The sequence below is a fragment of the Massilia aquatica genome, assembly GCF_011682045.1.
GTDB classification, from domain to species: domain Bacteria; phylum Pseudomonadota; class Gammaproteobacteria; order Burkholderiales; family Burkholderiaceae_D; genus Telluria_A; species Telluria_A aquatica.
On record NZ_VVIW01000003.1, the window covers coordinates 147547 to 174217 of the forward strand.

Annotated in this window: 25 protein-coding genes; 13 read left to right on the forward strand and 12 right to left on the reverse strand. The window is 63.1% G+C overall.

What is annotated here, in order from left to right:
• Window positions 1–344: 344 nt before the first annotated feature.
• Window positions 345–1208, forward strand: coding sequence for a CPBP family intramembrane glutamic endopeptidase (locus tag F1609_RS06700; protein ID WP_167075718.1), 864 nt, complete (start codon window positions 345–347; stop codon window positions 1206–1208).
• A gap of 150 nt (window positions 1209–1358) precedes the next feature.
• Here the strand turns inward: F1609_RS06700 and F1609_RS06705 are convergent, their stop codons facing one another.
• From F1609_RS06705 to F1609_RS06735, 7 genes are all read right to left on the reverse strand, one after another.
• A complete protein-coding gene (locus F1609_RS06705; RefSeq protein WP_167075719.1) occupies window positions 1359–2210 on the reverse strand; it encodes an alpha/beta hydrolase in 852 nt (283 codons plus the stop codon).
• A 31-nt stretch (window positions 2211–2241) separates the two neighbouring features.
• On the reverse strand, window positions 2242–3210 hold the full coding sequence (locus F1609_RS06710) for an ABC transporter permease (protein ID WP_167075720.1): 969 nt from the start codon (window positions 3208–3210) through the stop codon (window positions 2242–2244).
• A 3-nt stretch (window positions 3211–3213) separates the two neighbouring features.
• Window positions 3214–4296, reverse strand: a complete 1083-nt coding sequence (locus tag F1609_RS06715) for an ABC transporter permease (RefSeq protein ID WP_167075721.1) — start codon at window positions 4294–4296, stop codon at window positions 3214–3216.
• Window positions 4293–5822 carry an ABC transporter ATP-binding protein gene (locus F1609_RS06720; RefSeq protein ID WP_167075722.1) on the reverse strand — a complete coding sequence of 510 codons (1530 nt, stop codon included), beginning with the start codon at window positions 5820–5822 and terminating at the stop codon, window positions 4293–4295. Before F1609_RS06720 ends, F1609_RS06715 begins: the two co-directional genes overlap by 4 nt.
• Before the next feature lie 95 nt (window positions 5823–5917).
• Entirely contained in the window at window positions 5918–6913 is a 996-nt protein-coding gene (locus F1609_RS06725) for a BMP family lipoprotein (RefSeq protein ID WP_167075723.1), read from the reverse strand.
• A gap of 79 nt (window positions 6914–6992) precedes the next feature.
• Window positions 6993–8072, reverse strand: coding sequence for a transaldolase (gene tal, locus F1609_RS06730; protein ID WP_167075724.1), 1080 nt, complete (start codon window positions 8070–8072; stop codon window positions 6993–6995).
• Entirely contained in the window at window positions 8059–8388 is a 330-nt protein-coding gene (locus F1609_RS06735) for a hypothetical protein (protein ID WP_167075725.1), read from the reverse strand. Before F1609_RS06735 ends, tal begins: the two co-directional genes overlap by 14 nt.
• A gap of 167 nt (window positions 8389–8555) precedes the next feature.
• Here F1609_RS06735 and F1609_RS06740 point away from each other — a divergent pair, with 167 nt between their 5' ends.
• The 5 genes from F1609_RS06740 (at window position 8556) to pcp (ending at window position 13744) form a co-directional block, all read left to right on the forward strand.
• On the forward strand, window positions 8556–10847 hold the full coding sequence (locus F1609_RS06740; protein ID WP_167075726.1) for a TonB-dependent receptor: 2292 nt from the start codon (window positions 8556–8558) through the stop codon (window positions 10845–10847).
• Between the two features lie 70 nt (window positions 10848–10917).
• On the forward strand, window positions 10918–11394 hold the full coding sequence (locus F1609_RS06745; RefSeq protein WP_167075727.1) for a hypothetical protein: 477 nt from the start codon (window positions 10918–10920) through the stop codon (window positions 11392–11394).
• A gap of 60 nt (window positions 11395–11454) precedes the next feature.
• The gene (locus F1609_RS06750) at window positions 11455–12147 is read left to right on the forward strand and encodes a DUF969 domain-containing protein (RefSeq protein WP_167075728.1); all 693 of its coding nucleotides are present in this window, start codon (window positions 11455–11457) and stop codon (window positions 12145–12147) included.
• Window positions 12144–13103 carry a DUF979 domain-containing protein gene (locus tag F1609_RS06755; RefSeq protein WP_167075729.1) on the forward strand — a complete coding sequence of 320 codons (960 nt, stop codon included), beginning with the start codon at window positions 12144–12146 and terminating at the stop codon, window positions 13101–13103. Before F1609_RS06750 ends, F1609_RS06755 begins: the two co-directional genes overlap by 4 nt.
• Window positions 13100–13744: a pyroglutamyl-peptidase I gene (pcp, locus tag F1609_RS06760; RefSeq protein WP_167075730.1), complete on the forward strand. Its 645-nt coding sequence runs from the start codon at window positions 13100–13102 to the stop codon at window positions 13742–13744. Before F1609_RS06755 ends, pcp begins: the two co-directional genes overlap by 4 nt.
• Here the strand turns inward: pcp and F1609_RS06765 are convergent.
• Genes F1609_RS06765 through F1609_RS06775 form a run of 3 tightly spaced genes read right to left on the reverse strand, consistent with a single transcriptional unit; the run spans window position 13741 to window position 16739 of the window.
• Window positions 13741–14640, reverse strand: a complete 900-nt coding sequence (locus F1609_RS06765; RefSeq protein ID WP_167075731.1) for a LysR family transcriptional regulator — start codon at window positions 14638–14640, stop codon at window positions 13741–13743. The two genes, pcp and F1609_RS06765, sit on opposite strands and share 4 nt — an antisense overlap.
• Before the next feature lie 21 nt (window positions 14641–14661).
• The gene (locus F1609_RS06770) at window positions 14662–15591 is read right to left on the reverse strand and encodes a pseudouridine-5'-phosphate glycosidase (RefSeq protein WP_167075732.1); all 930 of its coding nucleotides are present in this window, start codon (window positions 15589–15591) and stop codon (window positions 14662–14664) included.
• A 2-nt stretch (window positions 15592–15593) separates the two neighbouring features.
• Window positions 15594–16739 (reverse strand): carbohydrate kinase, encoded by a 1146-nt coding sequence (locus F1609_RS06775; protein WP_167075733.1) that lies wholly within the window; start codon window positions 16737–16739, stop codon window positions 15594–15596.
• Between the two features lie 288 nt (window positions 16740–17027).
• Between F1609_RS06775 and xapA the strand changes: the two genes are divergently transcribed.
• The 7 genes from xapA (at window position 17028) to F1609_RS06810 (ending at window position 25800) form a co-directional block, all read left to right on the forward strand.
• Window positions 17028–17870, forward strand: coding sequence for a xanthosine phosphorylase (gene xapA / locus F1609_RS06780; RefSeq protein WP_167075734.1), 843 nt, complete (start codon window positions 17028–17030; stop codon window positions 17868–17870).
• 202 nt (window positions 17871–18072) lie between these two features.
• Window positions 18073–19266 (forward strand): phosphopentomutase, encoded by a 1194-nt coding sequence (locus F1609_RS06785; protein WP_167075735.1) that lies wholly within the window; start codon window positions 18073–18075, stop codon window positions 19264–19266.
• Window positions 19263–20219, forward strand: coding sequence for a deoxyribose-phosphate aldolase (gene deoC, locus F1609_RS06790; RefSeq protein ID WP_167075736.1), 957 nt, complete (start codon window positions 19263–19265; stop codon window positions 20217–20219). Before F1609_RS06785 ends, deoC begins: the two co-directional genes overlap by 4 nt.
• A 17-nt stretch (window positions 20220–20236) precedes the next feature.
• Window positions 20237–22615, forward strand: a complete 2379-nt coding sequence (locus F1609_RS06795) for an aldehyde dehydrogenase family protein (RefSeq protein WP_370661599.1) — start codon at window positions 20237–20239, stop codon at window positions 22613–22615.
• 51 nt (window positions 22616–22666) lie between these two features.
• Window positions 22667–23989 (forward strand): thymidine phosphorylase, encoded by a 1323-nt coding sequence (deoA, locus tag F1609_RS06800; protein WP_167075737.1) that lies wholly within the window; start codon window positions 22667–22669, stop codon window positions 23987–23989.
• 164 nt (window positions 23990–24153) lie between these two features.
• Entirely contained in the window at window positions 24154–24558 is a 405-nt protein-coding gene (locus tag F1609_RS06805) for a cytidine deaminase (RefSeq protein ID WP_167075738.1), read from the forward strand.
• Between the two features lie 3 nt (window positions 24559–24561).
• The gene (locus F1609_RS06810) at window positions 24562–25800 is read left to right on the forward strand and encodes a nucleoside deaminase (RefSeq protein WP_167075739.1); all 1239 of its coding nucleotides are present in this window, start codon (window positions 24562–24564) and stop codon (window positions 25798–25800) included.
• On the opposite strand, the gene F1609_RS06815 is transcribed toward F1609_RS06810, so the two are convergent.
• Both F1609_RS06815 and F1609_RS06820 read right to left on the reverse strand, forming a co-directional pair.
• Window positions 25787–26179, reverse strand: a complete 393-nt coding sequence (locus F1609_RS06815) for a VOC family protein (RefSeq protein WP_167075740.1) — start codon at window positions 26177–26179, stop codon at window positions 25787–25789. The two genes, F1609_RS06810 and F1609_RS06815, sit on opposite strands and share 14 nt — an antisense overlap.
• A 48-nt stretch (window positions 26180–26227) precedes the next feature.
• Window positions 26228–26659 carry a VOC family protein gene (locus F1609_RS06820; protein ID WP_167075741.1) on the reverse strand — a complete coding sequence of 144 codons (432 nt, stop codon included), beginning with the start codon at window positions 26657–26659 and terminating at the stop codon, window positions 26228–26230.
• Window positions 26660–26671 lie beyond the last annotated feature (12 nt).

The window sequence follows — 26671 nt, forward strand, 5'->3', positions numbered from 1 at the left end:
TAAACATGCAAGTTATCGACAATGATGCATTTCTTGACGCAGTTAATGGCGGTGGTGGTAGTCGTAGCGAGGGAAGTGACATCCAGATCAGTTGTACAATATCTACTAAAGAGGCTAGCTGCACCGGGGCGATAGGCGAATGGGGGAAATTGGCTTCGAGAGGGTTTAGAGAACTTCAGCGGCTGGGCGGTGATCTGGGATGTTGGATTTACGATGTCACTCACTAGACACCTGCGTTAGTACTTTATCGCGCTGGAATGTCGTGAACATGCGCGGATCGGCAAAGCGCTCCCTGACGCGCTTTGCCAGTCAGCTAAATTGTATCGTCGTGTATAAATGAAATCATGTCAACTATACGTCTTTTTCCCATTAAATTTCAGCGTCCTCCTGTTCCGGTTAGAGTTTATCAGGTCATATTTATTTGGGTGGCAGCTACGCTCGCGTGGCATAGTGCGTTGACATATCTGGGTGGCGACATTCCCAATGTAATATATTTGGAGTGGGGCGGGATTGCAATCACGATGGTTATTTGGACTAAATTTTTCGTCCGCTTGGAGAATCTTACGTTCGCGAAATTTTTAGGGAGCAAGCTTCCTGTTTCTTCAATTGGTGAGTTATCGTTCGCACTTGCCACAAGCGTATTGCTGGGCATAGCCTGCTGGGCGCTGTTGGTGATGTTGAGCGCGAAAGTCGATATTGATTGGACGTATAAGCACTGGGGCTTGCTAACTATAGATGAATTTCAAGCAGTGACGTGGCGCCCTAGCTGGCTGGTGCTGGATTTTTTGTGCGGTGTAATTCTTGTTCCGATTACCGAGGAAATCGTATTCCGAGGCTTCGTTCTTCGCCGTTTGAGTGAGAAATATAGACTAAGCAAGGCGATCGTTATCTCATCTCTATTGTTCGCTGTGTTCCATATTGATCAATCATTCTTGGGCAGCTTCATACATGGCGTATTTTTCGCGCTACTTGCCTTAAGGTTCGGCTCACTCTATGCCCCAATGATTGTACACGGAGGCTATAATGCGATCGTAAGTATGCTTCAGCGAGGAATTGGAATATCGATGGTCGTCGACAGAACGCGTGTTGACTCAATTGATTACTGGCTTCCAGAGATGCTCCTTCTCATAATGTGCATTATCGCGTTGCTCGGGTACTTTCGCTTTTGCCTGCGCAAAATCAGGATCGCAACAACAAAGCCTGAATAGTATTTTTTTCGTACTTAATACCCCCACTCTCTCAGTAAGTGTGCAGAAATTACAAGAATTATGCTCACTGACTTAATGCCAAGCGTTGAGGTAGTGTTAGGGCAGCCAAGCCGATTAGGCGCCGCCGCCGTTCCAACAACCCGTCATTGCTCAACGGCGTCCAATTCGGAGTTGCAGGGCTAAGAACTGCCCGATGCGCGTTTCATACTCGTGCTTCTCGAATCCATGAAAATCGGTATGTTCGGCCCCGGGCACAACCCACAGTTGTTTCGGTTCCGGCACGGCAGCGTAAATGCGGCGCGTTTCAAGCTCGCTGGTATGGCGGTCGAATTCTCCGCCCACCACCAGGGTAGGGCAGGCCAGGGCACCCACCGCGTCGATTGGCCGCAGCTGGTCCAAGGTCAGGTCAAGCCGCAACGGCACCTGCCATAGCAACAGCGGCGCCAGCCTGCCGCCCGCGTTTCCCAAATACAGGCGCAGGCGGTTCTCGATCGCTTCTTCAATCGTCGGGTACATCGCCTCGATCACCAGCGCGTCGATCGCGCGACCGGGTTTCGACAGCACCAGCGCGGCGGCGCCAAGCGACATGCCGATCACGCCGATCCGTTCGCCGGGCTGTTCGCGCTTGAGGAACGCCAGTGCGGCACGCACGCCATCGGCCTCGCGCACGCCGAAGCTGATGCGCTCACCGGCGCTTTCGCCATGCGCCTGCTGGTCGATCAGCAAAACACCATAGCCGAGGCGCGACAGAAAACGCGCGCGTCCCAGCATCTGCAGGCGGTTGCCGCGCACGCCGTGCAGCAGCAGGACCGCACCGGCGCCCTGCGCGCCGCGCATCATCCAGCCCTGAATCGGACCGGCTGCGGTGGGTATGGTAACGGAAGAAGCGGGAAAGCCGGGTGGCGCGGCACCGATCTGGCGCCGCGCAGGAGAGCTGAGAAGTTCGCCGGCGCCGAACAGCGCCGCCAATCCCAGTAACAGAAGACAGGCGAAGGCGGCCAAGCCGCGCTTCGCCCTGCGGCTTGTCACCGCCTTAACGCGATTTGACGAACGGTTTGCCGATCGCTTTCGGCGCCACCGACTTGGCCATCAGGCCCGCCAGCACGATCACGGTGACCACGTACGGCACCATCTGGATCAGCGAGCCCGGAATGCGTCCGATGCCCGGCAAGTCCACGCCTTCGATCTGGATCTGCACCGCGCTGAAAAAACCGAACATCATGCAGCCGAGCGCCGTGTACATCGGACGCCAGTTACCGAATACCAGTGCGGTCAGCGCCAGGTAGCCTGCCCCTGCCGACATATCGCGCAGGAAGAAGCCGCTCTGCACGATCGCCAGGTAAGCGCCCGAGAACGAGCACAGGATGCCGGCCACCAGCATCGCCATGTAGCGCGTGGTGGCGACACTGACGCCGGCCGCGTCGGCCGCGTGCGGGTTTTCGCCGCAGGCGCGCAGGCGCAGGCCGAAGCGGCTGTGGTAGATCACCCAGTGCACCAGCGGGATCAGCGCGAAGGCCAGGTAGACCAGCGCCGAATGGCCGCCGATCACGTGGCCGTAGAACCAGCCGATGAAGGGAATGCCTTCCAGCGCCTGGGTGCCCGGCAGGACGATGTCGAACAGGCGCGCCTGGCCCAGGTCCGGCGTGCGGCCGCCCTGCTGGTAAAAGAACTGCGCCAGCACGAAGGTCAGGCCGCTCATGGCGATGTTGATCGCAATGCCGCCCACCAGCTGGTTGCCCTTCTGGGTGATGCTCACGTAACCCTGCAGCAGCGCCAGTGCGGCCGATACGGCCACGCCGGCCGCCACGCCGTACCAAGCGTTCTGCGTGGTGAAGGCGACAGCGGCCGAGACGAACGCGCTGGCGAGGATCTTGCCTTCCAGGGCGATGTCGACCACGCCGCTGCGTTCGGCGAACAGGCCGGCCATCGCGGCGAAAATCAGGACCGGCGCATTGCGGATGGTGGAGACGACAATGCTGGATAAATGGAGGTCTTCGAACATGGCTTATCCTTTGCGAATGTTAAGCAGCTTCAGGACAGCGGGCGCATACAGGTTTTCCATCGCGCCGCAGAACAAAATGATCAGCCCCTGGATGAAGATGAAGGTCTCTTGCGGGATGTTCGGTTTTTCCAGCGACAGGTCGAAACCGCCCTGTATCAGTGCACCGAACAAGACGCTCGACAGGAAAATGCCGACCGGGTGCTGGCGTCCCATCAGCGCAATCGCAATGCCGATAAAACCGGCGCCGGCCGGGAAGTTCAGGCTCAGGTAATGGGTCGAGCCCATCACCGAATTGACCGCGGCCAGGCCGGCCAGCGCGCCCGAAATGAGCATCGCCACGATGATCATGCGGCTGATCGACACGCCCGCATAATGCGCGGCGTTTTGATTGAGGCCGGTGGCGCGCAGCTGGTAGCCCCACGAGGAACGCCATACCATCATGCCGTAGATGACCAGGGCGGCGATGGCGATCAGGAAGCTGACGTTCAGTGGCGTGTCGCCCAGCACCGGGAACCATTCGTTCAGGCGCGGCATGGCGCCGGCTTCCGAAAACACGCGGCTGGCCGGGTTTTGCTGGCCTTCCGGGATCAGGTACTTGACGATGATGAAGTTCATCAGGCTGGCCGCGATGAAGTTGAACATGATGGTCGTGACCACCACGTGGCTGCCGCGCCTGGCCTGCAGGTAGCCGGGCAGGAATGCCCAGGCCGCGCCGAACAGCGCGCTGCCGATCATCGCCGCTGGAATGAGCAGCCAGGCCGGCAGGGAGTGGTCGAGCGTGAGCATGACCACGGTCAGCCCCAGGCCGCCGAGGTACATCTGGCCTTCGCTGCCGATGTTGAACAGGCCGGCCTTCATGGCGATCGACACCGACAGGCCGGTGAAGATGAAGGTACTGGCGTAGAACAGCGTGTAGCTCAGGCCCTCGGGGTTGATGACGGCCGAATCGATCAAGATGCCGAGCGATTCGGTCGGGCTTTCGCCGAGCAGGTGGATCACCAGCGCGGCCACCAGCAAGGCCGACAGCAGGTTCAGTACAGGCAGCACAAACGCGCTTGCCCAGCGTGGGAGTTCGGTCGTTTTCATGTTTTGTGCATCCCGCCCATCAGCAAGCCGATGCGGGTAGTGTCGAATTCTTCAATCTTGAGTTCACCGGTAATGCGTCCGCCGGACATGACGATGATGCGGTCGGCCAGCGCCCGCACTTCTTCCAGTTCCACCGATACCAGCAGGATCGCCACGCCTTCGTCGCGCATCTTGAGCAGCTGGGTGTGGATGCTTTCGATGGTGCCGATGTCGACCCCGCGGGTCGGCTGGCCGACCAGCATCAGCTTCGGCCTGGCCGACACTTCGCGCGCGATCACCACCTTTTGCTGGTTGCCGCCCGAGAGCAGGCCGATACGCAGGTCCGGATTGGCCGGCCGCACGTCGAAGGCCTTGAGCAGATCGCCGCAGCGCGCCGCGATGGCCTTGAAGTCGAACAGGCCCCAGCGGTTGCAGACCCGGTCCTGGTAGCCGAACACGGTGTTCTGCATGACCGAAAAATCCTTGATCACGCCGTCGCGCAGGCGGTCTTCCGGCACGTGGCCGATACCGAGCTTGCGGAAGGTGGCCGGCAAGCCGTCGGCGTCGGAGCGTCCGCTGTAGGGCAGGGCAGTGCCGAGGAAGTCGACCTTGCCGCTACTTGGCAGGCGCATGCCCGACAAAATCTGCATCAATTCGCTCTGGCCGTTACCCGATACGCCGGCAATGGCCACGATTTCGCCGGCGCGCAAAGTGAAGTCGATATCGGCCAGCAGGCGCACCCCGGCGGCATCCTGCAACTGCAGGCCGGCCACTTCCAGCACGGCGGCGCCGGGGTTGTATTGGGCCCGCGGCAGTTCGCCCTGGATCGGGCGGCCCACCATCATGTTGGCCAGTTCTTCTTTCGAGGTGGCGGCGGTGTGCACCGCACCCACCACGCGCCCGGCGCGCATCACGGTCACCTGGTCGGTGATCTCCATGATTTCGCCCAGCTTGTGGGTGATCAGGATGATGGTCTTGCCCTGTTCCTTGAACAGGCGCAGGATCTCGAACAGCGACGCGGTCTCCTGCGCGGTCAGCACGGCGGTCGGCTCGTCCAGGATCAGGATATTGGCGCTGCGGTAGATCTGCTTGAGGATCTCGACGCGCTGCTGGGCGCCGACCGACAGGTCTTCGATTCTCGCCAGCGGGTCGATGTCGAGCCGGTAGCGGGTGCAGATCTCGCGCAGCTTCGCTTCGACGGTGGCGCGCTGCGAAGACAGCTTGAAGCCGCCCTCGGAGCCCAGCATGACGTTGTCGAGCACCGTGAAATTCTCGACCAGCATGAAGTGCTGGTGCACCATGCCGATACCGAGGGCGATCGCCTGTTGGCTGGTGCGGATGTCCTGGGCCTGGCCGTCGATCAGCAGGGCGCCGCTGTCGGCATTGTAGTAGCCGTACAGGATGCTCATGAGGGTCGACTTGCCGGCGCCGTTCTCGCCGATCACGCCATGGATCGAGCCCTTGGCGATGGAGAAGCTGACGTCGGCGTTCGCTTGCACCGCCCCGAAGGCTTTGCAGATATTGCGAAATTCTACAGCTGGCTGCATAGCGGTCAGTGGTAAGAGATAAAGGTAAATGAGTTCAAAAGCGCGCCGGGCTGGTTCTCACCAGCGCGGCGCGCTTTTCTGGAGTGCAGGGAAAATCAGACCGGGCAGCTGCTTCCAACGCGGTAGTCGACGACCTTGACTTTGCCGCTGATGATATTGGCCTTGGCTTCATTGACGCGTTTTTCGATTTCCGGCGTGACGACCGCGCGGTTATCCTTGTCCAGCGCCCAATCGACGCCGCCTTCTTTCAGGCCTTTGTAGGTAACGCCGGCTTTCCAGGTGTTGTTCTTCATCTGCATGAAGGACTCGTAGATCGCCAGGTCGACGCGCTTGACCATGGAGGTGAGCATGGTACCCGGATGCAGGTAGTTCTGGTTCGAGTCGACGCCGATGGCCAGCTTGCCTTTTTCCTTGGCCGTCTGCAGGGTGCCCATGCCGCTGCCGCCGGCAACGGCGAACACCACGTCCACGCCGCGGTCGAACTGCGCACGCGCCAGCTCACCGCCCTTGGCCGGATCGTTCCAGGCTGCGGCGGTGGTGCCGACCATGTTCTGCATGATCTCGATTTTCGGGTTGGTCGCTTTGGCGCCCTGGCTGTAGCCGCAGGCGAACGTGCGGATCAGCGGAATATCCATGCCGCCCACAAAGCCGATTTTTTTCGACTTCGATGCGATGGCGCCAGCCACGCCGGCCAGGTACGAGCCTTCTTCTTCCTTGAACAGGATCGAGTTGATGTTGTTACCCTTGGCCACAGCGTCGATCAGCACGAAGCGCACGTTCGGGAACTCCTGCGCGACCTTTTGCACGGCCTGGGTCTGCGAGAAGCCAACCGCCGCGATCAGGTCCATCTTCTTGCGCGCCAGGCCGCGCAGCACTTGCTCGGCCTGGGTATCGCTGCTGGCCTGCGCCTCGATGTATTTGATATTGGTCTCTTTTTTAAAGCGCTCGGCGCCTTCAAAAGCGGACTGGTTGAACGACTTGTCGAACTTGCCGCCGGCGTCGTACACGATGCCCAGTTTTGGGTCGGCAGCCGTGGCGCTGGCCGCGACGCACAGCGCCGCGATCGTGATACTAAGTTGCTTTAATTTCATGACTTAACTCCTGGAAAGCGATATTGTACCCGGCACACCGGCTGCGATGGGGCGAAAGGAATGCGTAAGCTTAACGACACTAAGCAAGCAAAGCCAGCAAATTGGCGTGTGCTTGCTCGAATTGTGTCAGGCCGGCGCGCAAGAGGTCGTTACCAATTGTATCGAGTGCGATGCCGTGGCGGGTCAATTGCGTCAGTACGGCGCGCGCGCCATCGACATCGTCAATGAGCGACAGGCGCGCTTCGCCATGGTCGCGAAACGCCGCCAGGGTCGCATCGGGCACGGTATTGACGGTCTCCGCACCGATCAATTCTTCAACGTAGGTCACGTCGCGCATGTCCGGATTCTTTACGCCGGTGCTGGCCCACAGCAGCCATTGCGGGGTGGCGCCGAACGCGCTGAAAATCGCAAAGCTGCCGTCGTTGCGGAACTCGTGATACGCCACGCGCGCGGCGGCAATGGCCGCCTTGCCGCGCAGGCTAGATGCGGCCGGCGGCAGCAGCGCGTCGACGGCGGCGTCGACCCGGCTGATAAAGACACTGGCCACGCTGGCGATGCGCTGCACCGAGAGCTTGGCTTCGAGGCGGCGCGCCAGGCCGCGCCGGTGCGCGGCGCGCACGGCGGCCAGCTGGGCGGCGCTGAAAACCAAGGTGACGTTGACGTTGATGCCGGCGTAGATCACTTCTTCCAGCGCCGCGATGCCCGCTTCGGTGGCGGGAATCTTGATCATCGCATTCGGCCGGCCGATGGCGGCCCACAGGCGCTGTGCATCGGCCACGGTGCCGGCGGCATCGTGCGCCAGGCGCGGCGCGACCTCGAAGCTGACAAAGCCCGCATGGCCGTCGCTGTCAAGGTACAAGGGCGCGAACAGGTCGCACGCGGCCTGCACGTCGGGCAGCACCAGTGCTTCGAAACGCGCTTCGGGGTCGACGTGGGCGGCGCGAAAAGCCGGCAGCGCGGCCTGGTAGGCGGCATCGCTGCGGATCGCGTTGTAGAAAATCGAGGGATTCGAGGTCACGCCACAAATGCCGTCGTCGGCGATCCAGCGCGCCAGCTGGCCCGAGGAGATCAGTTCGCGGCTGAGCTTATCGAGCCAGATTTGCTGGCCCAGCCCGGCCACGGCCTTGAGGCGGCTGGCGGATGCACTAAGTTGGTTCATGGCAATCTTCCTGGCGAACTATGTCGTATTGTTGCAACAACTCATGTGGCGAAAATGACGCGCCGCATAGCGCGTCTTTTGGTGCGGAGCCTGCTCGTCCGGTACCTGTGGCGGGGCCGGTTTTGTCGCCATGTTCGCCACGCCCGGGAGTACATACGGCTAGGGAATATTGCGCTGCGCCAAATCGCACAGGCACAGCTTCAGAACTATGCATCAGCCCTAATATGTATGACAAATACGATTTTGCTTCGGCATTTATATGATCGAAATATAAATGAAAACGCAATTGCCATGATTTCGGGTCAATTCTTTTCATGCTACGATGCCCAGGCAACAACAAAATACGGACGGAAACGCAGTCGCAGCAGGGTGATCGGGGCCATTTTGTGCGCTGCAAAGCGCTGAGCGCCGAGGTTGTCATGCCGATGCGAACCGGGACGCAGGTTTCATCAAAATGGTTCATCGACCTAAGGAAATACCTTCATGACAATCAAGAGCAAGCAGTTCGCCACCCGTTCGCTGATCGCCCTGGCCGTCGCCAGCGCCTTTCCGCTGCACGCTGCGATGGCACAGGACAAGCCAGCCGCAGAAGCCAGGCCGCAAGCCGGCCAGCTGGAAACCGTCATCGTGACCGCGCAGCGCCGTTCCGAGAACATCAAGGACGTGCCGATGGCGATCACCACGCTCAAAGGTGAAAAGCTCGACGTGCTCACCTCGGGCGGGCAGGACATCCGCTTCCTGTCGGGCCGCTCGCCAAGCCTGAACATCGAATCCGACTACGGCCGTTCGTTCCCGCGTTTTTACATCCGTGGCCAGGGTAATACCGATTTCGACCTGAACGCATCGCAGCCGGTCGGCCTGGTGGTGGACGACATCGTGCAGGAAAGCCCGATGTTGAAGGGCTTCCCGGTGTTCGACGTCGACCAGGTCGAAGTGCTGCGCGGCCCCCAGGGTACCCTGTTCGGCCGTAACTCGCCGGCCGGCGTGATCAAGTTCGACTCGGCCAAGCCGGTCATCGGCAAGCAGGAAGGCTACGCCACCGTCGGCATCGGCAACTACCGCGCGCGCAACCTGGAAGGCGCGATCAACCTGCCGATCAGCGACACCGTCGCCGCGCGCGTTTCGGTGCAGTCGCAGAACCGCGACGACCGCGTTCACAGCGGCCGTCCGGGCAACGGCACCAAGAGTTTCGAGGGCTACCACGACGACGCGCTGCGCCTGCAAGTGCTGGTCAAGCCGACCAGCGCCTTCAGCGCCCTGTTCAACGTGCACGCGCGCGACATGGATGGCAGCGCCACCCTGTTCCGCTCGAACATCCTCAAAAAGGGCAGCAATGAACTGGTCGACGGCTTCGAATACAGCCGTTACGACACCGATGGCGTCAACGAACAGCGCCTCAAGACCGAAGGCGCCAGCATGCGCCTGCGCCTCGACCTCTCCAGCGTGACGCTGCACTCGATCACCGGCTACGAGTCGGCCGATTTCTACAGCCGCGCCGACGTCGACGGCGGCTACGGCGCCGTGTACGCGCAGCCGATGGGCCCGAGCTACGCCAACCAGGCCGCGTTCATCCCGTTCGTGGTCGAAACCGCGGACGTGCTGCCGAAGCACCGCCAGTTCACCCAGGAGTTCCGCGCGGAGTCGGTCAACAGCGGCCCGCTGCAGTGGATCGCCGGCCTGTTCTACTTCAACGAAGACATCCAGATCGACAGCATCAGCTTCGATTCGCTCGCACCGGGCAATCCGCTCAACCCGTTCTACGCGACCCAATTCCAGGACACCAAATCGTGGGCGGCCTTCGGTTCGCTGAACTACACCGTGTCCGACAAGTTCAAGCTGCGCGGCGGCCTGCGCTACACCAACGACAAGAAGAACTTCGCCGCCAAGCGGGTTGAGTTGACCACTGCCGGTCCGTTCGGGATCAGCAACGAGTCGACCAACGTGAGCTGGGATATGTCCGGCACCTACGCGCTCAGCGCCGATTCGAACCTGTTCGCCCGCGTCGCCACCGGCTACCGCGCGCCGAGCATGCAGGGTCGCCTGAACGGCCTGGCCGATCGTCCATCGTTCGCCGAAGCCGAAAAAGTGCTGTCGTACGAAGCCGGCATCAAGCAGGACCTGTTCAACCGCCGCGCGCGTCTGTCGGCCAGCGTGTTCCAGTACCGCGTCAAGGACAAGCAGCTGACCGCCGGTTCGGGCCAGATCAACATGAACCAGTTGATCAACGCCGACCGCGTGACCGGCCAGGGCGTGGAACTGGACTTCCAGGCCAACCTGTCGGACGCACTGCGCATGACCCTCGGCGGCAGCTACAACAACACCGAGATCAAGGATTCCGACCTGTTCGTGCAAACCTGCGGCAATGAGCCGAACACCAAAGGCGTGAACGGTTGCACCCCGACCGGCGTGGCAGGCCCGTTCGCGTACACGCAAAAACTGAACGGCAACCCGCTGCCGCGCGCACCGAAGTGGCAGGGTAACTTCACCCTGCGCTACAGCGTGCCGGTGGCCGATGGCGAATTCTTTGCCTACACCGACTGGGCATATCGCAGCACCTACAATATGTTCCTGTACGAAGCCAAGGAATACAAGGCCAAGTCGCTGGTCGAAGGCGGCCTGCGCATGGGCTACAAGTGGGATAACTACGAAGTGGCGGCATTCGCGCGTAACATCACCGACAAGGTGCAGTCGGTCGGCGCGATCGACTTCGACAACCTGACCGGTATCGTCAACGAGCCGCGCACCTTGGGCGTGCAGATGAAAGCGACGTTCTGAGCATCGCTCTGACGTAGTCACCGGCCCCGCGTGTCGCAAGATGTGCGGGGCTGTTTTTTTTGGGAAGAACATGAAATCAATCCATGCCCTGGTCGGCGGCGCGGCGCTGTGCGGCGTATGCTCGCTCGCCGTGGCGCAGGCCAAGCCAGACGGGATGTGCGCGGTGATCGACAGCTTTGCCGAAGGCATCGCGGTCGGCGAAAAGCGCTCGCTGGAACTGGAGACCAAATACGCCGCCGGCAGTATCGTGCCGTCGAAGAGCTGCAAGCCATCCGCCATGGATGCGAAAGGCCGGGCGGTCTGCGAGTGGATGGCCATGCACACCTCGGCGGAATTCATGGGGCATAACATTTCGCGGGTGATTGCGTGCGTGACCAAAGGCACGCAGTTGATTCGCAAGGACGTCAGCGTCAATTCGATGTCCGGCGACTTTGCCGTCCATGGGCAGCAGGCCGACATTCAGGTCGAGTACCAGTTCAATTCGCGCTACGACAAGCGCCATTTCGTCGCTATCCGCATCACCGGTGCGGAGCCCGAAGAAGAATAGGGCGCCGCCCTGGTATCGGGTAAGATTCCCCGGCCCCCTGACGGGTCTACCGGAGAAACCATGCAAACAGCTGTCAACCTGTGGCCGCTCATCGGCGTCGCCGTCATCATCGCCGGCTTCGTGCTGCGCGTGCATCCCGTGCTGGTGGTGGTCGCCGCGTGCGGGGCCACCGGCCTGGCCGTGGCGATGCCAATCGACGCGCTGCTTGCCTCGCTCGGCACCGCCTTCATCAAAACCCGCAACCTGCCGATGATTTTGCTGCTGCCGCTGGCCGCCATCGGCCTGCTCGAACGCTTCGGCCTCAAGGAACATGCGCAAGCGAGCATCGCCAAAATCAAATCGGCCACCACCGGCCGCCTGCTGATCGTCTACCTGTTCGTGCGCGAAGTCTCGGCCGCCTTCGGGCTGACCAGCCTTGGCGGCCACCCGTCGATGGTGCGTCCGCTGGTGGCGCCCATGGCCGAAGCGGCCGCCGAAACGCGCAAGGGCACAATCAGCGACCAGCTGCGCTACCGCATCCGCGCCATGTCGGCCGCCACCGACAACGTCGGCCTGTTCTTCGGCGAAGACGTGTTTGTCGCTTTCGGGGCCATCGTCCTGATGCAAACCATTCTCGCGGCCGAAGGCATCCTGGTCAATCCGCTGCACATGGCGATGTGGGGCATTCCCACCGCGATCACCGCCTTCATCATTCACGCCTGGCGCCTGCACCGGTTCGACGCCGAAATCGCGCGCGACGGAGGAGCGAAATGATCATCCTGCTCGACTATTTTTATCTGGCGCTGGGCGCCATGCTGGCCGCTTCCGCCGTCATGTCGCTGCGCGACAAGGACAATCCGCGCCGCTATTCGAGCGCCTTGTTCTGGGGGCTGTACGCGGTGGTCTACCTGGTCGGCGAACGAATTCCACCGGCGCTGGTGGGCGTGATCATGATCGTGATGGCCCTCATTGCCGGTTGCGGCGGCGTCACCCTCGGCAAATACGGCGTGCGGTCAGCGGAAGAAAAAACCACCAGCGCGCGCCGCCTCGGCCACCTGCTGTTCATTCCCGCGCTGATCATCCCGGTCGTGACCATGATCGGCTCGACCCTGCTCAAAGATGTCCAGATCGGCGGCCTGCTGCTGCTCGAAACCAAGCACATCACCCTGGTCAGCCTGGGCTGCGCGTCGGTGCTGGCGGTCGGCGCGGCCTGCTGGCTGACCCGTTCCACGCCGCTGCAAGGCATGCGCGAATGGCGCCGCCTGACCGATGCCGTCGGCTGGGCGGTGGTGCTGCCGCACATGCTGGCCGTGCTCGGCCTGCTGTTTGCCGAAGCGGGCGTGGGCAAGGCGGTCGCGCACATCACCACCTCCTACATCAACATGGATTCGCGCTTCGTGGCGGTGGTGGTGTTCTGCGTCGGCATGGCGCTGTTTACGATCATCATGGGCAATGGCTTCGCGGCCTTTCCGGTCATGGCGGGCGGCGTCGGCATTCCCGTCCTGGTCCAGCAGTACGGCGCCAACCCGGCGGTGATGGCCGCCATCGGCGTGTTCAGCGCCTACTGCGGCACCCTGATGACGCCCATGGCCGCCAACTTCAACGTGGTGCCGGTGGTGCTGCTTGAACTGCCGGACAAGCACGCGGTGATCAAGGCGCAGATACCGACCGCGCTGCCGCTGCTGGTGGCGAACATCTTCCTGCTGTATTTTTTGATGGGCCAGAAATGAACAAGACAGTGCTGCTGACGGGCTTCGAGCCGTTCAACAAAGAGACCATCAACCCGGCGTGGGAGGCGGTGCGCGCGCTGGCCGGGCATGAGGGTGACGGCTACCGGATCGAGGTGCGCCAGTTGCCCTGCGTGTTCGGCGCCGCCGGCGAGGTGCTGCGCGCCGCGATCGATGAGTTGCGCCCCGACGTGGTGATCGCGGTCGGCCAGGCCGGGGGCAGGGTGGACCTGTCGGTCGAACGCATCGCCATCAATATCGACGACGCGCCCATTCCCGACAATGCGCAGTGCCAGCCGATCGACCAGCCGGTGGTTGAAGGCGGACCGGCGGCCTACTTTTCGACCCTGCCGATCAAGGCCATCGTGGCCGCCCTGCGCGAGGGCGGTTTACCGGCGTCGGTGTCGCAGAGTGCCGGCACCTTCGTGTGCAATCACGTTTTCTACAGCCTGATGCAGCGGACGGCGGGCATGGATATCCGGGCGGGCTTCATCCACATTCCCTACCTGCCGCAGCAGGCCGCCGCCCACCCGGGGGCGCCCAGCATGGCGCTGGCCGAGGTGGTGCGCGGATTGATTATTGCGCTGGAAGTGGCGCTGGCCGCCGGCCTTGATGTGTGCGAAGCCGGCGGCGCAGTTTCCTAAGCAGTCGGATTGAGGATGTTCAGGAATGCCCGCACCACCGGCGCGTCGTCCTGGGTGGTGTAGGTGATGTACAGATTGGCCGAGGGCGCGTTGGTCTTGATCGGCAAGAAGATCACGCCCGGCCAGCCGATGCGGCTGGTCGTCTCGGGCATCAAGGCCACGCCCAGGCCCGCACCCACCATCGCCAGCAAGGTTTGCGGCTCGGACGCTTCCTGGAAGATCGTCGGCTGGAAGCCGGCCTTGATGCAGCACTGGATCAGGTAGCGCGGGAAGGCCGACTTGTCCAGCGCCAGCGTGAGCATCGGCTGGTCGGCAATGTCGGCCAGTTCGATCCATGGCTGCGTGGCCAGCCGGTGGTGCTCGTTGACCGCCACGCAGACATTCTCGCGGAAGCACAATTCCTGGCGCAGGTTGTCGTGTTTGAGTTCATCTTCATCGAGCTTGGGCTCGCGCCAGAAACCGACGTCGATCTGCTTGGCGCGCAGCGCCTCGTACTGCACGTTCGGTCCCGACTCGTGCAAAGTCCAGGTCACGCGCGGGAACTTGGTCTGGAATTCTTCGAGCAGGCTGGGAATCGGTCCCCACATGGCCGAACCGACGATGCCGACCCGCAGGCGGCCCACTTCACCGCGGTCGATCTGGCGGATGGTGTCGATCGTCATGCGCATCTTGGCCAGCAGGTCCGATGCTTCCCCCATCAGCGCCTTGCCCGCCACCGTCAGCTCGAAGGTGCGGGTGGTGCGCGCGAACAGGCGCACGCCCAACTCGCTCTCGAGCTTCATGATCTGCTGGCTCAAGGGCGGCTGCGAGATGTGCAGCCGTTCGGCGGCGCGGCTGAAGCTTTTTTCTTCAGCTACCGCGAGGAAGTACTTGAGCTGTTTCAGGTCGATGGACATGGGGGCGGATAGGTGAGTGGGTCAGATCGGCTGCAGGCCTGGCAGGTCGCGCATGGCCACGGCCAGCTCGGCGCCAATCTGGGCGTTGTGCTTGACCAGTGCAATGTTGGTCATCAGGCTGCGCCCTTCGGTCAGGGTCTTGATGCGCGCCAGCAGGAACGGGGTAACGAGCTTGCCGGTCACGCCGCCATCGCGCGCTTCGCGCAATGCCTGTTCGGTGATGCTGTCGATTTCATCCTTTTGCATCGCAAACGCTTCCGGCACCGGGTTGCTGACGACGATGCCGCCATGCAGGCCTAGCTGCCATTTGGTCTGGATGAAGGCGGCTTGCTCCAGCGCCGAATCGAGCTGGAAGTCGGCCTTGAAGCCGCTGTCGCGCGTGAAGAAGGCCGGAAAACCCGGCTGCCCGACGCTGATCACCGGTACGCCATGCGTTTCCAGGTATTCGAGCGTGAGGCCGATGTCGAGGATCGACTTGACGCCGGCGCAGACCACCGCCACGTTGGTGCGCGCCAGTTCCTGCAGGTCGGCCGAGATGTCGAAGCTCGTTTCCGCGCCGCGGTGCACGCCGCCGATGCCGCCCGTTACAAAAACGTGGATGCCGGCCAGCTGCGCGCAGATCATGGTCGCGGCCACGGTGGTGGCGCCCAGACGGCCTTGCGAGAGCACGTACGGCAGGTCGCGCTGCGAGACCTTCATGGCGTCGGGCGAGGTGGCCAGCAGTTCGAGCTGCTCGGCCACCAGGCCAATGCAGATCTTGCCTTCGATGATGGCGATGGTGGCCGGTACCGCGCCGGCGGCGCGGATAACGTGTTCGACTTCCTGCGCCATCGTCACGTTTTGCGGGTACGGCATGCCGTGCGAGATGATGGTCGACTCCAGGGCGACGATGGGTTTGCCGGCGGTGCGGGCGGCGGCGACTTCGGGCGAGAACAAGAGATATTGGTGCATGGTCAGTCCTGGTAAAGAGCGTTGAACGGTTGCTGGGCGCCGGGGAGGGCGTCGGGATTCGGAATCTCGGCGAGCACTTCCGCCGTCAGGTAAGGGCACACGGTTTCTTCGCAGGCGAGCGTCATGGCTGACAACTGCAGGCCGCGCCGGCAGGCCAGCGTCATGTCGTCGCTGCCCTGGAACAGGGACCAGCATACCGCAGCGGCAAAGGCGTCGCCCGCACCGGTGACGTCGACAATCCGCGCCGCTTGCGCGTCGAGCTGCGCGATGCCGCCGGCGGTGGTGTAGACCACGCCGGTGGCGCCGCGCGTGACGATGACGTCCTGCGCGCCTTGCGCCTGGATGGCGCGGCAGGCGGCCAGGAAGTCGGCGTCGGTCAAGAGCTTCGCGCCGATGCGCGTTTCGAGTTCGCCCTGGTTCAGGATCAGCAGGCGCAGGCCGCGCAGGTCGTCCGGCAGGTGCGCCATTTTCGGCTGCGATACGGCGACGACCACCAGCGGCACCGCGCCGCGCGCGGCGTCGTCGAGCAGGACGCGCAAGGTCTCGCGCGGCAGGTTCAGGTCGGCCACGATCAGGGCGCCGCCGGCGCGCTGCGGCTGGCGCGTGTCCAGGAAGGCGGGGGTGAGGGCGTCGTACAGGGCCATGTCGGCCAGCGCCAGCAGCATTTCGCCATGGTCGTCCAGCACCGCGGTGTAGGTGCCGCTGCAAACCCCGGTCAGGTGCAGGGTGGCGCGGGTGTCGATGCCGGCCGCCTCGGCGTGCGCAAGCAGCGCCTTGCCGGACGAATCGTCGCCGATGGCGGTGATCAGCGCAACGGGGGCCGACAGGCGCGCCAGGTTCTCGGCGATATTGCGCGCCACGCCGCCGAACGATTCGTCCTGGCGCGCGGGATTCGAGGTGCCCATCTTCAGGGTGGCGATGGAACGCAGTTTGCGGTCGAGGTTGGCGGCGCCGAGGCAGACGATGGGACGGTTATCGGGCAGCACATAGGCGCGGCCGAGCACGCGCCGGTCGCGGATCAGGCCGGCGATGTAGCCGGCCACGGCGGAACGCGACAAGCCCAGCACGCTTGCCAGATCTTGCTGCGAAATGAAGGGATTGGCGCGGATCAGTTCGTACAACTGGTCTTTTTTGGAGAGTTCGGTCACAATAAGCAATCATTAAACAATTGTTTGCGATGTTAGACAAATGTCTTAGTGCTGTCAATCAATGATTGTGTCCTGCTCTCCTATAGTGTGCCTGAATCAAACTGAGTGGGCCAACTGATTCTAGCGTGGATTTATATCTTGCGCGTATAAATGAAGAAGAAAAATGGTATTTGCCATACATATCCTTGATCCTGCATAGTTATAATAGCTAGCGAACTCATTCTCCGCGCCGCCCGCACCATGCGCGCCGCGCGGCAGCGCCCTCTCCGAAACAGATAAGGAATCCACATGTCGAACAACACCCCCTTCGAAGCCGCCGATATCATCCGCGCCCGCAAACCTGGTTTTGAGCCGCGCGTGGCGATGATCCTCGGTTCCGGCCTTGGCGTGCTGGCCGAGCAGATGACCGACGCGGTCTCGATCGGCTTCGACGAACTGCCAGGTTTTCCGATCAGCACCGTGCACGGTCACGCCGGTGAACTGGTGCTGGGCACCCTGGCGGGCGTGAACGTGGTGTGCATGAAGGGCCGCGGCCACTTCTACGAAGGCTACGGCATGGGCGTGATGACCAGCGCCGTGCGCACCATGAAGCTGCTCGGCTGCGAGATGCTGTTCGTGACCAACGCCGCCGGTTCGCTGCGCACTGAAGTCGACGCGGGCAGCCTGGTGGCCCTGACCGACCATATCAACTGGCTGCCTGGCACGCCGATGGTCGGCCCGAATGACGACCGTTTCGGCCCGCGCTTCTTCAGCATGGCCAATGCCTACGATAGCGATATCCGCAACGTGGTCAAGGAGACCGCTGCGGCCAAGGGCATCACCTTGCATGAAGGCGTGTTCATTGCGTATCCGGGGCCGAACTTCGAGACCGCCGCCGAAATCCGCATGATGGCCAAGCTGGGTGCGGACGTGGTGGGCATGTCGGTGGTGCCGGAAGTGGTCTCGGCGCGCCATTGCGGTTTGAAGGTGGTTGGCGTGTCGGTGATTACCAACCTGGCCGAAGGGATGTCGCCGTTCCCGCTGTCGCACGAGCAGACCTTGAAGTACGCCGCCATCGGCGCCAAGGATCTGGTTGAGTTGATCCCGGCGTTCCTGGAGCGCGTTGCGCAACAACCGCGCGCCGCTGCCTGACTCGATTTGTCGCTGTCGCTGTCCCGATGCCACTAGCCCCAAGGCCGTCGTCCCCGGCCTGGGCGGCCCCCTTGGCGGGGATCCATAGCACCTGTAAGCATCGGTGCTATGGACCCCCGCCTTCGCGGGGGAGACGGAGGCAAACGGTAGCGGGCTTGTATTACATCTACCATACCTGAACCTTTCTGAAGCGAGCGATCCCATGTCACGCGCATTTATCCTCCTGCTTGATTCCTTCGGCCTTGGCGCCACGCCCGACGCCGACAAATTCGGCGACGTTGGCGCCAACACCTTCGGCCATATCGCCGCCTGGGCTGCCCAACAAGGTAAACCCATGCAGCTCCCGAACCTCGAACGCCTCGGCCTCGCCGCAGCCGCCCACCTGGCCAGTGGCGAGTGGGCTGCGGGCTTCAACCAGCGCGACGGCTTCACCGGCGCCTACGGCGCGGCGCGCGAGCGTTCCACCGGCAAGGACACCCAAAGCGGCCATTGGGAAATCGCCGGCGTCCCGGTCGAATTCGACTGGGGCTACTTCCCGCGCACTGTGCCTTCCTTCCCGGCCGAACTGACCGGCAAGCTGCAAGAACTGACCGGCGTGGCCGGCTACCTTGGCAACTGCCATGCGTCCGGCACCGACATCATTAACAAGCACGGCGACGAACATGTCGCCACCGGCAAAATCATCGTCTACACCTCGGGCGACTCGGTCATGCAGATCGCCGCGCACGAAGAACACTTCGGCCTCGAACGTCTGTATGCCGTGTGCGAAGCCGCGTTCGAACTGGTCAAGCCGTACAACATCGGCCGCGTGATCGCGCGTCCGTTCCTCGGCGAGAATGGCAACTACCGCCGCACCAGCAACCGCCACGACTACGCCGTGCCGCCTCCAAGCGCAACGCTGCTCGACCACGTGAAAAACGAAGGCGGAGAAGTCATTGGCCTCGGCAAGATCAGCGATATTTTTGCGACCCAGGGCATCTCGCGCGTGGTCAAGGGCGTGGACAACATGGCCCTGTTCGACGCGCTGCTCAAGGTGGCCGACGAAGCCGGCGACAAGTCGCTGACTTTTGTGAACTTCGTCGACTTCGACCAGGCCTTCGGCCACCGCCGCGACGTGGCCGGCTACTCGAATGCGCTGCACGAGATGGATGCGCGCCTGCCGGAATTCATGGCCAAGCTCAAAGAGGGCGACCTGGTGGTCATCACCGCCGATCATGGCTGCGACCCAAGCTGGCCTGGTTCGGACCACACGCGCGAACACATTCCGATGATCTTCTTCGGGCCGGGCGTTAGCGCGCGCGCGCTGCCGGTATCGAACACCTTCTCCGACATCGGCGCTACCCTGGCCAAGCATCTCGGCGTCACACCACTTTCCAACGGAACCGCTCTGCTATGACTCACAATCCCGCATTCAAACGCAACGAGGTGGTTGGCCTCGATCTCGGCTGGGTCAACCAGATCAAAGTCAATCGCAACGCGTCGGACCGCCGCGCCGCCAGCCTGGCCAATCGCCGCACCGTCAAGAAAGAATATCAGGCCGCGTGGCTGATCAAGGCGCTGCAATGCATCGACCTGACCACCCTGGGCGGCGACGACACGCCGGGCCGCGTCGAGCGCCTGTGCATGAAAGCCATGCGCCCGCTGCGCACGGACCTGATGGCCGCGCTGGGCGTGTCGAACCTGACCACCGGCGCAGTATGCGTGTACCACGAGATGATCACCCCAGCCGCCAAAATCCTGCAAGGCCGCTTGCCGATCGCCGCCGTGTCCACCGCCTTCCCGGCCGGCCTGGCCAGCATGGAAACCAAGGTGCGCGAGATCGAACTGTCGGTTGCCGCCGGCGCCACCGAAATCGACATCGTCATCACCCGCCAGCACGTCCTGATGGGTAACTGGCAGGCCCTGTACGACGAAATGGTCGCCTACCGCAAAGCCTGCGGCGAAGCGCACGTCAAGGCCATTCTCGCCACCGGCGACCTGCTCACGCTGGAGAACGTGGCCAAGGCTTCGTGGGTGTGCATGATGGCCGGTTCGGACTTCATCAAGACCTCCACCGGCAAGGAAGGCGTCAACGCCACCATTCCCGTTGCCCTGACGATGGTGCGCACGATTCGCGAATACCACGAGCAGACAGGTTTCCGGGTCGGCTTCAAGCCGGCCGGCGGCGTGTCGTCGGCCAAGAGCGCGCTGCAGTACCTGACCCTGATGAAGGAAGAACTGGGACGCGAGTGGCTGGAGCCGCATCTGTTCCGCATCGGCGCATCGAGCCTGCTGACCGACATCGAGCGCCAGCTCGAACACTACGTCACCGGGAACTATTCGGCCAACCATCGCCACGCGCAACCATAAACACCTACGGATTCGTCATGCCCACAATTAACGAGATTCTTCAAACTATGGACTACGGCCCTGCACCCGAGAGCACCAAAGAAGCGCAAGCATGGCTGGACCAGCATGAGCGCCGCTTCGGGCTGTTCATCGATAACGCCTGGACCGATTCTGCCGATACCTTCGCCTCGACCAATCCGGCCGACGGCAAGGAACTGGCGCAAGTCAGCCAGGCCAGCGGCGACGATGTCGACCGCGCAGTGGCAGCGGCGCGCCGCGCCCAGCCGGGTTGGGTGGCGCTGGGCGGCCATGGCCGCGCGCGCGTACTGTATGCGCTGGCGCGGCTGCTGCAAAAGCATGCGCGTCTGTTCGCGGTCCTCGAAACGCTCGACAACGGCAAGACGATCCGCGAAACGCGCGACGCCGACCTGCCTTTGGCCGCGCGCCACTTCTACCATCACGCCGGCTGGGCGCAGTTGCAGTCGGAAGAATTTGCCGACTACCGCGCCGTGGGCGTGGTGGGCCAGATCGTTCCCTGGAACTTCCCGCTGCTGATGCTGGCCTGGAAAATCGCACCGGCGCTGGCCGCCGGTAACACGGTGGTCTTCAAGCCGGCTGAATTCACGTCCTTGTCGGCGCTGCTGTTCGCTGAGATCTGCCAGCAGGCCGGCGTGCCGGCCGGCGTAGTCAACATCGTCACCGGCGACGGCCGCGTGGGCGAGGCCATCGTCAACCATGCGGGCATCGACAAGATCGCCTTTACCGGTTCCACCGAAGTTGGCCGCATTATCCGCAAGGCCACCGCCGGTAGCGGCAAGAAGCTCTCGCTCGAATTGGGCGGCAAGTCGCCGTTCATCGTATTTGAAGATGCCGATCTGGATGCCGCCGTCGAAGGCGTGGTCGATTCGATCTTCTTCAACCAGGGCCAGGTCTGCTGCGCCGGTTCGCGCCTGCTGGTGCAGGAATCGATTGAAGAACGCTTCCTGGCCAAGCTGCGTGCACGCATGGACAACCTGCGTCTCGGTTCGCCGATTGAAAAATCGGTCGATATCGGCGCGCTGGTCGATCCGATCCAGCGCCAACGCATCGAAGGGCTGGTCGACGCGGCCCGCGCCGAAGGCTGCACCATTTACCAGCCAGCGTGCGACATCCCGGCCACCGGCTCGTGGTTCCCGCCGACCCTGATTACCGGCGCTTCCACCTCGGCCGGCATCGCCCAGACCGAAGTCTTCGGGCCGGTGCTCGTTGCGATGAGCTTCCGCACGCCGGTTGAAGCGGTCCAGCTGGCGAACAACACCGTCTATGGCTTAGCTGCCAGCTTGTGGTCCGAGTCGATCAGCCTCGCGCTCGACGTGGCGCCGCAGATCAAGGCCGGCGTGGTGTGGATTAACACCGCCAACCAGTTCGACGCCGCCTGCGGCTTCGGCGGCTACCGCGAGTCCGGCTTCGGCCGCGAAGGCGGCAAGGAAGGCATGTATGAGTACATGACGGCGCTGTCGGAAGACGCGCGTCCTGCTTTGCCAGTCATTGAAGCGAAGGGCAAGGCCAAGCCGGCCGAGGCACCGGGTCCGTTCGCCATCGACCGTACCGCCAAGATGTACATCGGCGGCAAGCAGGCGCGCCCTGACGGCGCCTACACTCGCGCCATCGTCGGCGCCAGCGGCGCATTCGTTGGCGACGTGGGCGAGGGCGGCCGCAAGGATATCCGCAACGCCGTGGAAGCGGCGCACAAGGCGTCCGGCTGGGCCAAGGCCACCTCGCACAACCGCGCGCAGGTCTTGTATTACATCGCCGAGAACCTGGCGATCCGCGCCGACGAATTCGCGGCGCGCCTGGCGGCCATGACCGGCGCCAAAAATCCCGAGAAGGAAGTGCAGGCCTCGATCGAACGCCTGTTCTACTACGCCGCCTGGGCCGACAAGTACGACGGCCTGGCGCACCAGCCGCCGATGCACGGCATCACCGTGGCGCTGAACGAGCCGGTTGGCGTGATCGGCATCATCTGCCCGAACGAGTCGCCGCTGCTCGGCTTCATCTCGCTGGTGGCGCCTGCGCTGGCGCTGGGTAACCGCGTGATCGCGGTGCCGTCGGAAGCGTATCCGCTGGCGGCGACCGACCTGTATCAGGTACTCGATACCTCGGACCTGCCGGGCGGTGCACTGAACATTATCACCGGCAGCGCCGATGAACTGGCCAAGACCCTGGCGACGCACTCCGATGTGGACGCCGTGTGGCGTCACGACGGTTCGCTTGACGGCTGCGCCGAAGTCGAACGCCTGTCGGCCGAATCGCTCAAGCGCACCTGGGTGGGCGGCGGCAAAGGGCGCGACTGGTACGACACCAAACAGGCCGGCGGACGCGCAGTGCTGGCGCACGCGAGCCAGGTCAAGAATGTCTGGATTCCGTACGGCGTGTAAGCCGGCGGCCAGTGACGACAATATCAAGCAATTAGCAAATAAAGGCTTCACATGTTCTTAAACCAGGAAATCATCCGCAAAAAACGCGATGGCGGGGCTCTCTCTGCTGAAGAGATCCAGTTCTTCGTACGCGGCATCACCGACGGCAGCGTCACCGAAGGCCAGATCGCGGCACTCGCGATGGCCGTCTTCTTCAACGACATGAACATGGACGAGCGCGTGGCTTTCACCCTGGCCATGCGCGACTCCGGCCAGGTCATGGAATGGCGCTCGATGAACCTGCCGGGTCCCGTGGTCGACAAGCACTCGACCGGCGGCGTGGGCGACGTGGTCTCGCTGATGCTGGGACCGATGATCGCAGCCTGCGGCGGCTTCGTGCCGATGATCTCGGGCCGTGGCCTGGGCCACACCGGCGGCACGCTCGACAAGTTCGATTCGATTCCCGGCTACTGCACCGTGCCCGATCCGGAACTGTTCCGCAAGGTCGTCAAGGACGTGGGCGTGGCCATCATCGGCCAGACCGCGCAACTGGCGCCGTCGGACAAGCGTTTCTACAGCATCCGCGACACCACCGCGACGGTGGAATCGGTGGCGATGATCACCGGTTCGATTTTGTCGAAGAAGCTCTCCGCTGGCCTCGATGCGCTGGTGATGGATGTGAAGGTCGGCACCGGCGCCTTCATGCCGAGTTACGACAAGTCGGTCGAACTGGCCGAGAGCATCGTCGCTGTCGGTAACGGCGCGGGCACGCGCACCTCGGCGCTGCTGACCGAGATGAACGAGTCGCTCGGTCCGGTGGCCGGCAATGCGCTGGAAGTGCGCCTGGCGATGGATTACCTGACCGGCCGTTCGCGTCCGGCGCGCCTGCACGAAGTGACCATGGCGCTGTGCGCCGAGATGCTGGTGCTGGGCAAACTGGCCGCCAATGAAACCGATGCGCGCGCCAAGCTGCAGGCGGGCCTGGACTCGGGCGAAGCGGCCGAGCGCTTTTCGCGCATGGTGGCGGCATTGGGTGGCCCGGCTGACCTGGTCGAGCGTCCGGATGCGTATCTGGAAAAGGCGCCGATCATCGTGCCGGTACCGGCGCTGCAAGCCGGCTTTGCGACGGCGACCGATTGCCGTGGCCTTGGCCTGGCGGTGGTCAGCCTGGGCGGCGGTCGTCGTCGTCCGGAAGACGCGATCGACTTTGCGGTCGGGTTGACGGACCTGGTGGAACTGGGCGACGCAATTGCGGTCGGCCAGCCGCTGGCGATGGTACACGCGCGCACGCAGGCTGCGGCTGAACAGGCGGTGCGCGAGGTGCAGGCTGCGTACAAGGTTGGCGATACCAAGCCGGCTGCGAACCCGATCATCTACCGCACGATCCGCCCTTAAACGTCGCTTTACCCCCGTCTCCCCCGCGCAGGCGGGGGGCCATGGCACCTATGAGCAGCGGTGCTATGGATCCCCGCCTGCGCGGGGACGACGGTCTTGAGGGAGACGGTCCCAGTGGGGCCTGAACCCGGCGTGATAGTTAAACTGCCTTGTCAGGACCACTTATGAAATACGAAAAACTCATCACCGAAGCCACCGCAGCCCGTCTGCTGGCCTACACCCCGTACTCGAACTTCCAGGTCGGCGCCGCCCTCGAATGCAAGGACGGCCGCATCTTCCGTGGCTGTAACGTCGAAAACGCGGCCTACGGCTTGTGCAACTGCGCCGAGCGCACTGCCTTTTTCAGCGCCATCGCACACGGCTACAAACCCGGCGACTTCGCCGCGCTGGCCGTGATCGGCCAGACCGACGGCCCGATCGCTCCATGCGGCGCCTGCCGCCAGGTGATCCTGGAATTGGGCGGCAACGACCTGCCAATCGTGCTGACCAACCTGAATGGCGACATTCTTGAAACGACGGCAGCCGGCCAGCTGCCGAACGCGTTCGGCAGCTGGGACCTGAAGAAGTAAGCCTTGAAAAAAACCATCGATGTCCAGGCCGCAGTCGCCCTTGCGGCGATTGAAGCCATCGCCGCCAAGACCCAGGGAACCTTCGGGGTCGGCGGCGTGCTGCTCGACCAGCATGGCAACGTGCTCAAATCACTACAGAACAATGTGGTGCGCGAAGGCTTGATCTTCGACCCGACCGCCCACGGCGAGCGCCAGTTGATCGACTGGTACTTCGCCGAACGCGCCAAGGGCCGCGCCTTGCCGCCGCCCGAAGAAATCACCCTCGTCACCTCGCTCGACCCGTGCGCCATGTGCACCGGCGCGATCCTGTCGGCCGGCTTTAACGTGGTCGTCGCCGCGCGCGACGCCAACGCCGGCATTAACTACGACACCAGTTTCACCTTTACCAGCCTGCCCGCCGGCCTGCGTCCGCTGGCCGAAGCGAGCTTCTTTTACCCGGCCGTGAAAGGCGCGTCCCCGTTCGCGCGCGAAAGCGCCGGCGCCGCGCCCAAGTCGTTCTTCATCGGGAAAACCATCGCCGAACCCACCCAGGCGCTTTGCTCGCTGGTGTTCGAAGCGACCGCCGAAAAAGTCCAGCTGCTGCTCACCAGCGACCTGTCGCGCGGGCAGCTCAGGGACCCAGCGCAGCTGGACCCTGACCACCCGCTGGTACGCCAGCTCAAAACCCTGTACCCCGACGCGCTGGCCTACCGCTGCGCGCCGCAGCAGCCCGATGCCGGCCTGGCGCCGTATCTGCGCGCGGCCATGGAACGCGACCGCCAGCAGGGCGGGGAGGGCGATGCCGTCGCCTTGCTCGATCCCTTCGGCAACCTGCTCTTGTGTTCACCGGGCCGGCGCGCGCTGTCGGCCATCTGCACCGCGTTCATGGAATGCACGCGCCAGTATGCCCAGCTGCGCTACACCCTGATGCAGGGGCAGGACGCGCAGGCGCAGGCCGAGGTGCGCCAGTACCTGGCCCACCCGCGCGAAGGCACCTTTGTGTTTGCGCGCGGGCCCGACGCCAGCGCGCAAAGCTACATGAACCTGGGCGCCTACGGCTCGACCATGGAAGGGCCGCTGCCGGCGGATAACCCGGCGCAGTTCCAGTACGTGAGCGCATCACTTGGCGACCCTGAACTGGCGGCGATCTGCGCCAACATGCCGCCGCTGTACCGCGACATTATCCGCATCCGTCCGCAACAGGTGGCCGACCAGGCGCTGGTGGCGGCGCTGGCGCAGCCGCAGCCAGCTAAGCAGCCGTGATATCGGCCTGCATCATCCCGAAGATGTTCCCGTCCGGGTCCTTGACGTAGGCCAGCCAGCCGATCCCCGGCACCGCCATCTTGGGCACGCACACCACGCCGTGCGGCGAGCCGGATACGGCTTTGGCGAGCGAGGCGTCGATATCTTCCACGTCGACCGTGATGACGAAGGCGTTGACCGCCGCCTGGCTCTCGGGCAGCGGACCGCGGCGCGGCAGCAGGCCGCCGTTGATGCCCGGCTGGTCTTCGGGCCCGGTGTGCACCATCCAGTACTCGCCGCCCGCCCATTTGTTGAAGCTCCAGCCGAACAGGCGTTGATAAAAGTCGATGATCGCCTGCGGGTCGGAGGCCTGGATTTCGAAGTGGACTGCACGTGACATGGTGTGCTCCTCGATGGCTGCCTTGGTTGGCTCAATGAGTTGGCGGAATTATTCGAAGGGGTCGTAGGTGCCGAAGGTCCAGACGTGACCCTCCAGGTCGCGGCAGGTAAAACTGCGCCCGCCATAGTCTTCGTCCTTGAGCTCCATGACGATCTGCGCGCGCGCCGCCAGCACGCGCTCGTAGACGGCGTCGGCATCGGCGACCACCACGCAGATGGTCTGGGTCTGCGCGCCGCCGATCTCGTCTGGCTGCTTCATCAGTTTGCTGTATTCGGAATCGATGGCCGAGGTCGAGCCGAGCATGATCATGCCGTTGCCAAAAGTTAATTGGGCATGCAGGATCATGTTGTTGTCGCCGGGGACGACGAGTTGCTTTTGGAAACCGAAATTATTGCAGAGCCATTCGATGGCGGCCGGCGCGTCGCGGTAGCGCAGGCATGGAATGACGTTGGCGCGGGTTTGTTTCGGGCTTGCTGACATGTTCCTTCTCCT